Annotated in this window: 9 protein-coding genes; 4 read left to right on the top strand and 5 right to left on the bottom strand. The window is 64.6% G+C overall.

Annotated elements, in window-relative coordinates; translation table 11 throughout:
- The first annotated feature begins 210 nt into the window (after window positions 1-210).
- The gene (locus tag LB532_RS02680; protein WP_224556333.1) at window positions 211-738 is read left to right on the top strand and encodes an invasion associated locus B family protein; all 528 of its coding nucleotides are present in this window, start codon (window positions 211-213) and stop codon (window positions 736-738) included.
- A gap of 343 nt (window positions 739-1,081) precedes the next feature.
- Window positions 1,082-2,326, top strand: coding sequence for a M24 family metallopeptidase (locus LB532_RS02675; RefSeq protein WP_140639539.1), 1,245 nt, complete (start codon window positions 1,082-1,084; stop codon window positions 2,324-2,326).
- A 52-nt stretch (window positions 2,327-2,378) separates the two neighbouring features.
- Here the strand turns inward: LB532_RS02675 and LB532_RS02670 are convergent, their stop codons facing one another.
- The 5 genes from LB532_RS02670 to LB532_RS02650 form a co-directional block, all read right to left on the bottom strand.
- Window positions 2,379-3,821 (bottom strand): amidase, encoded by a 1,443-nt coding sequence (locus LB532_RS02670; protein ID WP_140639540.1) that lies wholly within the window; start codon window positions 3,819-3,821, stop codon window positions 2,379-2,381.
- A 175-nt stretch (window positions 3,822-3,996) separates the two neighbouring features.
- Window positions 3,997-5,088 (bottom strand): Gfo/Idh/MocA family protein, encoded by a 1,092-nt coding sequence (locus LB532_RS02665; RefSeq protein WP_140639541.1) that lies wholly within the window; start codon window positions 5,086-5,088, stop codon window positions 3,997-3,999.
- Between the two features lie 210 nt (window positions 5,089-5,298).
- Window positions 5,299-6,471 carry an ABC transporter substrate-binding protein gene (locus tag LB532_RS02660; protein ID WP_140639542.1) on the bottom strand — a complete coding sequence of 391 codons (1,173 nt, stop codon included), beginning with the start codon at window positions 6,469-6,471 and terminating at the stop codon, window positions 5,299-5,301.
- A gap of 79 nt (window positions 6,472-6,550) precedes the next feature.
- On the bottom strand, window positions 6,551-7,399 hold the full coding sequence (locus tag LB532_RS02655; RefSeq protein ID WP_140639543.1) for an ABC transporter permease: 849 nt from the start codon (window positions 7,397-7,399) through the stop codon (window positions 6,551-6,553).
- Complete coding sequence (locus LB532_RS02650; protein ID WP_140639544.1) at window positions 7,396-8,229, bottom strand: ABC transporter ATP-binding protein; 834 nt, start codon at window positions 8,227-8,229, stop codon at window positions 7,396-7,398. The genes LB532_RS02655 and LB532_RS02650 overlap by 4 nt, the downstream gene beginning before the upstream one ends.
- Before the next feature lie 328 nt (window positions 8,230-8,557).
- On the opposite strand from LB532_RS02650, the gene LB532_RS02645 reads away from it, so the two are divergent.
- Window positions 8,558-9,502 carry a MurR/RpiR family transcriptional regulator gene (locus LB532_RS02645; protein ID WP_140639545.1) on the top strand — a complete coding sequence of 315 codons (945 nt, stop codon included), beginning with the start codon at window positions 8,558-8,560 and terminating at the stop codon, window positions 9,500-9,502.
- Window positions 9,503-9,582: 80 nt separating this feature from the next.
- Window positions 9,583-11,373, top strand: a complete 1,791-nt coding sequence (locus LB532_RS02640) for an NAD(P)/FAD-dependent oxidoreductase (protein ID WP_224556331.1) — start codon at window positions 9,583-9,585, stop codon at window positions 11,371-11,373.
- Window positions 11,374-11,390: the final 17 nt, after the last annotated feature.

Raw genomic sequence — 11,390 nt, 5'->3', positions numbered from 1 at the left:
CGTCGTGACTGCTGTTGTTGCGTCGTAAAGTTCTTACCTGTGGCTATACCGCAACAGTAATTTTGCCGGCTCTCCTCGCCGGGGCGCGGCTTTCGGAACAGTCAGGAGTATTGTATCAAGCCGCCGGCGGGAAAATATCTGCCGTATCGAGAAAAATGCGGGGGCATGAAGAACATGGCTGCCATTTTAGCGCGTGCTAATCTGTTAAATATGGCCGCAGCACTGGGCGCCTTGGGGCTGATCGCATCGGTCGCCGGGCCGGCGCTTGCCGAGGACGCCAAGCCGGCGCAGCCCCCGGCCGCTCAATCCAAGCCGGCCGACGCCAATCCATGGGCGGTGAACTGTTCAAGCGGCGCGGCCAACAGCGAGCTTCAATGCCAGGTGTCGCAGAACCTGACCGAAGCCAAGACCGGACGGCGCGTGCTGACCGTGACCGTGCGCCGCGACAACGGCAATGGCTCCCTCGCCATGCTGCTCGCTTTGCCGCACGGGCTGTTCCTGCCCTCCGGCGCCAGCTATCAGATCGATCAGGGCCAGAAGACGACGATCGCCATCCAGACCAGCGACCAGAACGGCGCCTATGCCGCCACGCCGCTGCCGCCGGAGCTGATCAAGGCGATGAAGTCGGGAACCAATCTCAACATCGGCATGGAATCGGTGACCCGCAAGCCGGTCACCATCCCGGTCTCGCTGGCCGGCTTCACCGCGGCAATCGCCAAGCTGGAATCGATCAAGTAGCGGGCTCGGCGTGCGTTGGGGTGGGCGCGCTGCTGAACGGATCGAATGCTCCTGCGATTGGCGGAGCGCCACCCACGACTTCGTCATCCACGGGCGGAGCAAGGAGCGTAGCGACGCGGCGCAGACCCGAGGATCCATGCTGGGACTCCAACGCGCCACCACGGTACAGAATTCTGCTCCGCTGCACTTCATGTCGAGGTCGCGGCATGGAGCCTCGGGTCTCCGCGACGGAGCTTCGCTCCTGCTTCGCCCGTGGATGACGACGTTGGTTGGCACCAAGGAACTCGCTTGATTGTCCGCGTCCGCAATGCTCCGATGTCCCTTCAGCCATTCGGAGAGAACCATGACCGGCTTTGTCGACCGCCAGCGCGCGACGCAACTGATGCAGCGCGCCGGCCTGCAGGCGCTGGTGCTCTCAGCGCCCGAGGCCTTCCACTATGCGACCAGCGTGTCGATCGGACCGGCGGGGCTGTTCCGGCGTGCCGGCGCCGGCTTCGTTGTCATCCCGGCTCGGCAGGACCTGCCGATCGGCGTCGTCGTCGCGGATTTCAACGCGGCGCAGCTGCGGATCGCAGCGCCCGAAGCGGTGGTGCGTTCGCACCCGATTTGGATCGAATCCGCGCCGGTCGAGACGGAAACCCGCGGCCTTCTTCTGGCGGAGCGCATCGAGGCCGGCCTTGTCTCGCTTGCCCGCGCGCCGGATTTCGCGCGCCCCGCCAGCTTCGATTTCGCCGGCTCGGTGCGCCAACTGCAAGCTTTGCTTGCCGAATTCGGACTGGAGCGCGCAACGCTCGGCGTCGACCTCGACTTTGTTCCGGCCGCCGATTTCGCGGCCATGCAGGCGCTGCTGCCGCATTGCCGGATGGTCGACGGCTCGTCGGTCTTGGATCGGCTGCGGGCGATCAAGTCGCAACGCGAGATCGAGCTCCTGCAGCAAGGCATCATCCTGTCGGAAGCAGGGCTGGAGCGGCTGCAGGTGGATGCGATGGCCGGCATGCGCCAGGCCGATCTCATCGCGCTCTACCGGCAAGGCGTGGCCGCGGCGGCGGCGGGCCTCTCCCATCCGGTCGCGACGGCGGAATATGTGACGCTCGGCGCCCGGGCCAAGGGTGCCGATGCCAAGGCAATGCCCGGCGATCCGCTGAAATGCGACATGGTCTGCACGGTCGGCGGGTATGCGTCCGACATGTCACGCAACTTCACTTTCGGCCCCGCTTCCGCCGACCAGGTCGAACTGCACGCGATTGCCGAGCGCGCCTTCGAGGACGGGCTGGCGGCACTCGTGCCGGGAAATTCGATCGGCCATGTGCACCGCGTCGCCACCGACAGCCTGGCGCGGCAAGGCCTGCGCTCCTACCGCCGTGGCCATTTCGGCCACGGTGTCGGGCAGTCTGTGTTCTCGGAGCAATGGCCGTTCATTGCGGCCGACGGCGATGTCCTGGTCGAAGCCGGCATGGTGCTGGCCTTCGAGATCCCGCTCTACATCGACGGCCTCGCCAGCTTCAACCTGGAGGACCAGTTCCTGATCACGCCGGATGGGCCAGTCGCGATGAACCGGCTGCCGAGACGGTTGGAGAGGATAGGATAGGGCTGGTTCTTGTCGCCACAGAACTCGGCGATGGGTGCCCTGCCGCGAGCGATTAACCGCTCACCGGCGGCCGCCGATCCCTCCACGGCAGCTCCCGTTCGAGCTGCGCCGACGCCGCCAGCACCGTCGCCTCGTCGCCATAGCGGCCGACAAGCTGCACCCCGATCGGCACGCCGTTTTTCGACCAGCCGAGCGGCAGCGAGATCGCCGGCTGGCCCGAGATGTTGAAGGGGAAGGCGAACACCGCATCAGTCCATTTGGCGTTGTAGCGGTCGATGTCGGTCTCCGACATGTCGTAGTAGCCGAACGGACGCGGCAGCTGCGTCAGCGTCGGGGTGACGAAGAGATCGTAGGGCGAAAGGTCGCCGACGATGTCGCGGCCGACCTGCCTGAGCTGCTCGACGTCGGAGATGTGCCTGATGCCGCTGGTCGCACGGCCGCGTTCGATGATCGCCCAGGTCACTGGTTCGACATCATCAGGCGTGACCGGGCGGCCGATCACCGTTTCATGATAGCCGAAGGTCGCCGCCGTCTGCACGCAGGTCATGTTGGTGTAGGTGGCCCACACGGCATCGGCATCGAGCGGCATGTCGTGTTCCTCGACATCATGTCCCAGCCGCTCCAACGCCGCCACGGTCGCCAGCACCGCCACCTTCACGTCCGCATCGATGGCCGTGCCGTTGGGCGGGGTGACGGTGAAGCCGATGCGCAGCTTCTTCGGCGCCAGTGACGACAGGCTGAGCCAGGAGGCGTCGGGGACCGGCGGCGTATAGGGGTCGCCCGGCAAGGCGCCGGCCACCGCGTCGAGATAGGCCGCAGTGTCGCGCACGCTGCGCGAGCAGCACAGGAAATAGGCGCCGCCATACCAATAGTCGCCGAACGGTGCCAGGCTGACGCGGCCGCGCGACGGCTTCAGCCCGACGATGCCGCAGCAGGAGGCCGGAATGCGGATCGAACCGGCGCCGTCGCTGGCCTCGGCGATCGGCACCATGCGCGAAGCAACGGCCGCCGCCGCGCCTCCGCTCGAGCCACCTGGCGTGATGCCTTCCTTCCACGGGTTCCTGGTCACGCCGTAGAGTTTTGGCTCGGTCGTGATCGACCAGCCATTCTCCGGCGCGTTCGACTTGCCGACCAGCACCAGCCCCGCCGCCTTCATGCGGCGCACGACTTCGGTGTCGAAATCGGCGACGACATCTTTCAGGTAGAGGCAAGAGTTGGTGTTCGGCGCGCCGGTCCAGGACGAGGCCAGTTCCTTGAGCAGGAACGGCACGCCGGCCAAGGGCGCCGATCTGTCGACGGTGCCTGCCTGCGCGCGCGCCATGTCGTAGAGGCGGTGGATAACCGCGTTCAGCGCCGGGTTGAGCCGCTCGACCAGCGTGATCGCCGCCTCGACCAGTTCCGCCGGCGAGACCTGGCCTCCACGCACCAGCGCGGTCAGATCGAGCGCGTCGGAGTCCGCGTAGGTTTTCAAGAGACTGTCGGTGACGGCGGCCATGTATTGCTCCTTTTATGGATCGATGGCTGCGTGACTTACCCTCACCCAGCCTCCGCTTCGCTCGGCTGACCTCTCCCCGAGGGGAGAGGAAACTGTCCCGCGCTGGCGCCTCCCTCTTCTCCCCCACGGGAAGAAGGTGGCCGCGAAGCGGCCGGATGAGGGGGCTGCCGCTACGTCAGGCCAGCTCGACCGTCCGCCCCAATTCGATGCTCTTTTCGGCGGCGAGCACGATGCGCAGGCTGTTGACGGCAGCGTCCATCTGTTCGGTCAAATCGAGATCCTCGCGGATGGCGCGCAGGAAGAAGGCCTGCTCGCGGTCGCAGAGCTCCTGGTGGCCGGGCTCGTCTTCCATGCTGACGATCTCGTCGGGTTTCGAAAAGTTCTTGTCGGCGTCGACCGCCGCATAGTGGATTTTCAGCGCGTCGGTCTTGGTGTGGCGGTCGATATCGGCCGAGTTCGAGACCTCCGCCGCTTCCGCTGCGCTGCTCGCCTGCTGGCCGGCGACGATCGACACCGCGCCCTTCGGCCCCACCACGTCCTTCACGAAATAGGCCGTCTCGCTCATCATCGGGCCCCAGCCTGCCTCGTACCAGCCGACAGAACCGTCATCGAAGGTGACGTGGAGGTGGCCGTAATTCTGCTTGTCGGCTTCCGCCCAGAGCTTGGCGCCGATGCCGTGCACGCGCACCGGCTTCGCCCCGGTCAATTGGCACATCACGTCGACATAATGCACGCCGCAATCGACGATCGGGATCAGCGAATCGATCAGGTTCTTGTGCCAGTGCCAGGCGCTGCCGCTGCTCTGCTGGTTGAGGTTGAGGCGCATCACCAGCGGCTTGCCCAGCGTCTTGCCGACCTCGATGAATTTTATCCAGGAGGGATGGACGCGCAGGATGTAGCCGAGCACCAGCTTGCGGTTCTTGGCACGCGCGGCCGCGACGACCTTTTCGGCATCCTCGATGTTGGTGGCGAGCGGCTTTTCCATGAACACATGGCAATTGGCCGCTATCGCCTTCAGCGCGTATTCGGCATGGGTGTTGGGCCAGCTGTTGATCGACACGGCGTCCGGCCTGGTCTCCGCAAGCGCCCGGTCGAAATCCTCGTAGAGGGGATAGCCGGACAGTTCCGCCGGGATCTTGGTATTGCTCTTGATCGAGCGGCTCATGATGCCAACGATCTCAAAGCCTTCCGAGCGGTGATAGGCGCTGGCGTGCGACGCGCCCATATTGCCCAGACCCACCACCAGCACTTTTACCCTGTCGGCCATGTCAGCCTCCCAATCCCTGTTCATTAAAACCGTTGCAGCCCGTGTTGATCACTTGCCCAGGGCAATCATCTTAGGTTTGCGCCGCCCCTCATTACCGGGCATTTCTCCCCGTATAGTGACGGGGAGAAAGACGCTGTCATCGCCGATTTCGCCAATCTCCAGCGTTGGAGCGGATGAGGGGCAGCGCCGACATCCAACAATTGCGCAACCCTACTTCACCGCCGAATCGAACAGATGCGCCTTGATCTTCTCGACATCGAGCGCGGCAAAGCCCTCCGACAGCTTGACGCCGTCGGCATCGGCCTTGACCTTGGCCTTGTCGAAGTCGTTGGCCGCGGGAATGAGATCGTTGGTGCAGACGTCCTCGGCCTTTACCGGATTGGTGATCTGGCCGATCTTGTGGATCTCGTCGAAGAAGCCCTGCCAGCTCGCCATGTCGTGCGAGCCCCAGCCGCCGCGCTTGTCCATGTCGCCGCGGAAGACGTTGATCTGCTGCAGGATCGATGTGGTGCCGAGCTCCGGCCCGAGGTTCTTGGCCAATGTCGGGAACTGCTCGAACACAGCTTCGACCGCCGCGCGCGGGTTCTGGTAGCCGAATTCGAGCCCCATCGCCCAGCCGCGCAGATATTTTTCCAGGAACGCCTTCTTGTCGGGATCTTCCAGATCGGCCGTGCGCACGACGAAGGTGTTGGCCGGCAGCTTGGAGTTCTTCACGCCGAGCCAGTATTCGAAGTCGAGACCCTTGGCGATCCATTCGGCGCGCAGCCCCTCCCACGACAAGGCAGCGTCGCCCTGGCCGCCGGCGAGCGCGGTGCCCCAGGTCGGCCAGCCGGCCTCGACATACTTGACCTTCTTGATGTCGACCCCTTGCGCGGCGAGCAGCGGATCGGTGATCGACTGCCAGGCGGCGGAGCCGAGCAGGATGGTCTTGCCTTCGAGCTTCTTCAGGTCGTTCGTGCCCTCGCCCTTGCGGAAGGCGATGGAGAACGTGTCGCGCGCGCCCATATGGAACACCGACTTCAGCTTCATGCCGTTCTGGATGGCGAAGGAGAACACGCCGGGCGAGGGAAAGCCCATATCGGCCTGGCCGACATCGACGAACTTCACCGTCGCCGTGCCGTCCGACGGGCCTGGCTGCATGTCGGTGCTGAGCCCGTCGAAATAGCCCGCCTTCTTGGCTGCCCAATAAGGATAGTCGTCGAGCACCTCGAGTGTGCCGCGCGGCGAGATCCAGGTGAATTTTTCATAGGCCGCCGCCCTGGCCTTCAAGCCCGATGCACCGAGCGCGGTGGCGGTCACGACGCCGGCCGCCGTCACCTGCAGGAAGGTGCGGCGGCTGATGCCCGTTCTTGTCGCCGTCTGGAATGAGTTTTGGTCGGTCATGGCATTCCCCTTTTGTTGATTGACCTTCTTATTGATCGATGGCCTTTCGCCCGCTCCCGGACGTTCATGGATCTCGTGCTCAAGCCTCCCAGCTCGCCCATTTCTTGCCGATCAGGAAGAACAGCACGTAGATCAGGATGCCGAGCGTCGACAGGATCAGCACCACGGCGAAGAATTGCGGCATCTGGATCATCGACGAATAGGTGGTGAGCCGGTTGCCGAGGCCGAAGCCGCCGCCGACCATCTCCGCGCCGACGGCAGTCAGCAGGCCGAAGATGGCGCCTATCATCAGCCCGACCAGGATCATCGGCAGCGCCATCGGCGCGCGGATCTTCCAGAACATCTGCAAGGTGCTGGCGCCGTAGGAGCGCGCCAGCGCGATCTTGGCGCTGTCGACGTGGCGGAAGCCGGTGGCTGCGTTGATCATCACCATCGGCCCGGCGGCCAGCGCCACCGCGATGATGCGCGGCGTGTAGCCGAAACCGAAGCGCAGGATCAAAAGCGGCACCAGCGCCAGCATCGGCGTGGTGACGAGCAGCAATATGTAGGGCGCGACGATCTTCTCGGCGAAGGGGAACTGGGTGATGACGGCGGCCAGCACCAGGCCGACGACGGCGCCGATGGCGAAGCCGGAAACCAGCTCGACCAGCGTATAGCCGAGATGCGGCGCGATCAGCGGGAACTCGTCGAACAGCGCGTAGGCGATCGAGCTTGGCGGCGGCATGATGTAGAGCGGCACATGGAACAGGCGCAGCGCCAGTTCGATGCCGCCGATGATGATCACGGCGACAGCGATGATGGCCGCCACCTCCTTGCCCGACTTGATGCCGGGACCGCTGGCGAAGGCCGAGAGATTGGTCAGGCTGACGTCCTGCCCCTCGCCGGACTTGGCACCCGATTTCGAGAATTCCGGGATGGCGTCGCTCACGGCCTGATCCTCACGATCTCGGCGCTGGCTCGTTCCTGTTCCGGTGCCTTGGGCCTGGCGCGCTCGCCGACGATGTCCATCTTGATCCGGTTGGTGAGGTCGAAAACCTCTTTCGTCGCCATGATCTCCAGCGAGCGCGGCCGCGCGAACGGCACGCGATACTCCCTCGCGACGCGGCCGGGCCGCGCGCTCAGCACCACCACGCGGTCGGAGAGGAAGATCGCTTCCTCGATGCTGTGGGTGATGAAGACGATGGTGGTCTTGGTGTCGAGCCAGATCTCCTCGACGAGACGGTTCATCTCCTCGCGGGTAAAACTGTCGAGCGCGCCGAACGGCTCGTCCATCAAAAGCACGGAGGGTTTTGGCGCCAGCGCCCGCACGATCGCGGCGCGCTGCTGCATGCCGCCCGAAAGCTCGCGCGGGAACTTGCCGCCGAAACCGTCGAGCCCGACGCGGTGGAGCAGATGCGCGATCCAGGCGCGGTCTGGTTTCTCGCCCTTGATCTCGAAGGGAAAGCGGATGTTGGCATCGAGATTGCGCCAGGGCAGCAGGTTCGCTTCCTGGAACACGATGCCGATGTCGGGATGCGGCCCGGTGATCTTGACGCCGTCGAGCCGGATCTCGCCGCCGGTCAGGCTGTGCAAGCCCGACATCGACCACAAAAGCGTGGTCTTGCCGCAGCCGGACGGGCCGACGATCGAAATGATTTCATTGGCGTGGACGTCGAGGCTGCACCGGTCCAGCGCCAGGAGGTCGCCGGATGCGGTGTGATAGATCTTGGTCGCTGCCTGCACACCAAGCTTCGGCGCTGTTGTTTCGCCTGCGTTCATCCGCCCCTCGGAGAGTGCGTCCAATCGACTGCCAAAAATCAATCTGTAACTATCCTACTTTGGTGTCAAGCGAAGAGCGCGATCGTTCCGCCTTTCAGAGCCGCCTATTCCTCCATATGTCTGCTTTCATTGTCTTTTCTTTATCTTGAAATGCGTGTTGCTTTCCTACATACTCGGGAAAAGTGGCACAAGAAGGCGGACGTTGCAGATGGGCAAAGCCGGGTGACATGCCGCAACGGCACGCAGCAGTTGCAGCGGGGCCGTGCACATGGAACGACAGCGTGCAAGCATGGTAAGAGGTCGACAAGGGACCAGGGAAGGCCACTTCATGACCGAAGCTGACAGCCGGGAAAACCTGATGACGGATGGCGAAGCGGACGGGCGCGAGCCTGTGCGGCGCATTCCCGACATCATCTCGCTGGTCAAGGATACCTATGCCGAGCTGCGTCCGGCCGAGCGCCGCGTCGCCGATGTCGTGCTCGACGACGTCAAATACGCGGTCGATGCCTCGAATGCAGCCCTTGCCCAGCGTGCCGGCGTCAGCGAACCGACGGTGACCCGCTTCTGCCGCGCTATCGGCTGCGAGGGCGTGCGTGATTTCAAGCTGAAACTGGCGCAGAGCCTGGTAGTCGGAGCGCTCTATCTGGACACTTCGCCAGCCAGGGAGAGCGACACCGGCATGCCGTTCTGGAACGCGGTGTTCGGCGAAGCGCGCCGGGCGCTGCAGGAGGCCGAGCGGCAGCTCGACCCGGTCCAGCTGCAGAAAGCCGCCGAACTGATCGCCAAGGCGCGCCAGGTCACGGTGTTTGGCCTCGGCGGCAGTTCCTCGGCGCTGGCGCAGGAAACGCAATACCGGCTGTTTCGCTACGGCATATCGATCAGCGCGCAATGCGACCCCTATCTCATGCGCATGACCGCCTCGACCTTGAAGCCCGGCGACCTGGTGATCGCCATTTCGGCGACGGGGCGCACGCGCGAGGTGATCGAGGCGGTCGAACTCGCCAAGCACTACCGCGCCAATGCCATCTGCGTGACGGCGCCCGACACCGAGCTCGCGCGCGTCGGCGATGTCAGGCTGACCGTGGCGGTGCCGGAATATCCCGATACGCTGAAGCCGACGGCGTCGCGCTTCGCCTTCCTGGCCATGATCGACCTCATGGCGGTAGCTGCCGCCTATAAGCTTGACGGCTCGGCCCGCGAGACGGTCCGCCGTATCAAATACAATGCCCAGATCCACCGCACCGGCAAGGAGATGGAGCCGCTCGGGGACTAGCGCACGTTTTCCTTCTCCCACAAGGAGAGAAGGACAGGACGCGCGGCGCTGACTTGAGAAGTTAAGAGGGAAAGAGAAAAATGCTCGAAATGGCACCGACGAAACAGGCAGCCGCATGGCTCGCATCCCTGGCGCAAGCGCTCGATGCCGGCGATGTCCCCGCCGCGACCAACCTGTTCGTCGACGATTGCTACTGGCGCGACCTCCTGACCTTCACCTGGAACATCACCACGATGGAAGGCCGCGAGGCGATCGCCGACATGCTGCAGGCGACGCTGACGACGACGCGGCCGGCAAGATGGCAGCTCACCGGCGAAGCCACCTCGGACGAAGGCATCATCGAGGCCTGGTTCACCTTCGAGACCGCTGTGGCCTCGGGCCAGGGCATCATGCGCCTGCGCGACGGCCGCTGCCGGACATTGTTCACTGCAATGACCGACCTCAAAGGATTCGAGGAGCGCAAGGGCGCGGCGCGGCCGCTGGGCGTGCGCCACAAGGCCGACCCGGAGCGCGAGACCTGGTCGGAGGCGCGGGCGCGCGAGACCCGCGAGCTTGGCGCTTCGGAGCAGCCCTATTGCCTGGTCATCGGCGGCGGCCAGGGCGGCATCATGCTGGGCGCGCGGCTCAGGCAGCTCGGCGTGCCCTCGATCGTCATCGAGAAGAATGCCCGGCCGGGCGATTCCTGGCGCAAGCGCTACCGCACCCTCGTGCTGCACGATCCGGTCTGGTACGACCATCTGCCTTATATCCCGTTTCCCGACAATTGGCCGGTCTTCACGCCCAAGGACAAGATGGGCGACTGGCTGGAAATGTACACGCGCGTCATGGAGCTCAACTATTGGGTCGCCACCAAATGCGTCAGCGCCAGCTATGACGAGGTGGAGAAGGTCTGGACCGTGGTCGTGGACCGCGTCGGCCAGCACATCACGCTGAAGCCGAAGCACATCGTCTTCGCCACCGGCGCCTATGGTCCGGCGCGGCCGATCGAACTGCCCGGCGCCGACCGGTTCAAGGGTGAGATCCTGCATTCCAGCCAGTATTCCAGCGGCGAGAAATTCCGCGGCAAAAAGGTCGCCGTCATCGGCGCGGCGAGCTCCGGGCATGACGTCTGCGTCGATCTCTGGGAAAGCGGCGCCGAGGTCACCATGATCCAGCGTTCGCCGACGACCGTGGTCAAGTCGGACACGCTGATGGAAGTCGGTTTCGAGATCTTTTCGGAGAACGCGCTGGCGCGCGGCATCACCACCGAAAAGGCCGACATGATCGTCGCCTCGACGCCCTTCGCGCTGGTGCCCAAGGGCCAGCGGGCGCTCTACGACGTCATCCGCGCGCGCGACGCGGCTTTTTACGAACGCCTCGCCGCCGCCGGCTTCGCCCTCGACTTCGGCGACGACGAGACCGGCCTGCTGATGAAGGCCTACCGCACCGGCTCCGGCTACTACATCGATGTCGGCGCTTCGGACCTGATCATCGACGGCAAGATCGGCATCCGCAGCGGCGTGGCGATCAAGTCGCTGACGGCGAAAGGCGTTCTCTTCGAGGACGGCAGCGAGCTTGAAGCCGACGCCATCATTGCCTGCACCGGCTATCAGTCGGTGAACGAGACCGTGGCGCAAATCGTCTCGCGCGAGGTCGCCGACAAGGTCGGCCCGTGCTGGGGCCTCGGCTCCGGCGTCAAGGGCGACCCCAGGCCATGGCAGGGCGAATTGCGCAACATGTGGAAACCGACGGCGCAAGAAGCGCTGTGGTTCCACGGCGGCAATCTGGCGCTCTCGCGCTTCTATTCGAAATATGTGGCGCTGCAGATCAAGGCGCGGATGGAAGGGATCGAGACGCCGGTTTACGGGGCCGTCAGCAACGCACAGCGGTGACGTTCTATCTCCCCCAC

It is taken from the genome of Mesorhizobium sp. ESP-6-2, assembly GCF_020164675.1.
Classification (GTDB): domain Bacteria; phylum Pseudomonadota; class Alphaproteobacteria; order Rhizobiales; family Rhizobiaceae; genus Mesorhizobium.
Note: the sequence above shows the minus strand (reverse complement) of the source record. Positions and strands in the feature narration are given on the sequence as shown.

Excerpts from the sequence above, each read along its gene's own strand:
- LB532_RS02650 (WP_140639544.1), bottom strand. The coding sequence starts at position 8,229 with ATGAACGCAGGCGAAACAACAGCGCCGAAGCTTGGTGTGCAGGCAGCG.
- LB532_RS02680 (WP_224556333.1), top strand. The coding sequence starts at position 211 with ATGGCCGCAGCACTGGGCGCCTTGGGGCTGATCGCATCGGTCGCCGGG.
- LB532_RS02640 (WP_224556331.1), top strand. The coding sequence starts at position 9,583 with ATGCTCGAAATGGCACCGACGAAACAGGCAGCCGCATGGCTCGCATCC.
- LB532_RS02645 (WP_140639545.1), top strand. The coding sequence starts at position 8,558 with ATGACCGAAGCTGACAGCCGGGAAAACCTGATGACGGATGGCGAAGCG.
- LB532_RS02665 (WP_140639541.1), bottom strand. The coding sequence starts at position 5,088 with ATGGCCGACAGGGTAAAAGTGCTGGTGGTGGGTCTGGGCAATATGGGC.
- LB532_RS02675 (WP_140639539.1), top strand. The coding sequence starts at position 1,082 with ATGACCGGCTTTGTCGACCGCCAGCGCGCGACGCAACTGATGCAGCGC.
- LB532_RS02670 (WP_140639540.1), bottom strand. The coding sequence starts at position 3,821 with ATGGCCGCCGTCACCGACAGTCTCTTGAAAACCTACGCGGACTCCGAC.
- LB532_RS02660 (WP_140639542.1), bottom strand. The coding sequence starts at position 6,471 with ATGACCGACCAAAACTCATTCCAGACGGCGACAAGAACGGGCATCAGC.